Annotated in this window: 1 protein-coding gene; it reads right to left on the reverse strand. The window is 68.7% G+C overall.

The genetic code is table 11. The features are described 5' to 3' along the window. Positions 1–776: extracellular catalytic domain type 1 short-chain-length polyhydroxyalkanoate depolymerase (locus Mco01_RS38755; protein WP_204061797.1), on the reverse strand; the 776-nt coding region annotated here is incomplete at both ends.

Genomic DNA, 776 nt, shown 5'->3' on the forward strand with positions numbered 1-776 from the left:
TGCCGGTGGTGTCGAGGCCGAGGAAGGTGATGGCGTAGGCGAGTTGGCCGGTCATGGGGAGTTGGTGGCCGACGCCGCTGATGCTGATGCCTTCGATGGCGGCCTGGGGGCCGGTGCCGCCGTAGCGGGTGCGGGTCCAGGTGGACTGCGGGTGGTCGGTGAATGAGGGGGTCGTGGTCAGGTTGTGCAGGTTGACCCATTGTTTGATCTCCTCGCCGTAGTTGGGGTAGGCGAGGGTGGTGTCGGTGGTGCCGTGCCACAGCTGGATGCGGGGGTAGGGGCCGGTGTAGCCGGGGTACATGGCGCGGGCCTGGTCGCCCCATTGCTGGCCGGTCTTGATGAGTTGGCCGCTGGAGCACTGGCTGTTCCACAGGGAGCCGTCGGTGGTGGCGAAGCAGCCGGCGGGGACGCCGGAGAAGGCGGAGGCGGCGGAGAACACGTCGGGGTATTCGGCGGCCAGGACGTTGGTCATCATGGCGCCGGAGGAGAAGCCGCTGACGACGATGCGGGCGGGGTCGATGGGGTAGTGCTGGCGGGCGTAGGCGACCATCGACATGATGCCGGTGGAGTCGCTGCCGCCGTTGCGTTTGAGGGCGGCGGGGGTGGACACGTCGAAGCAGGATCCGCTGCGGGTGGCTTCGGGGAGCACGATGATGTAGCCGTAGCGGTCGGCGGCGGTGACGTAGTCGTGGCCGTTGCCGTTGAAGATGCCGCTGGCCGAGCCGCTGCAGTAGTGGACCAGGACCAGCAGTGCGGGGTGGGCGGCGACCCTGTCC

This window comes from Microbispora corallina (genome assembly GCF_016863035.1).
GTDB lineage: Bacteria > Actinomycetota > Actinomycetes > Streptosporangiales > Streptosporangiaceae > Microbispora > Microbispora corallina.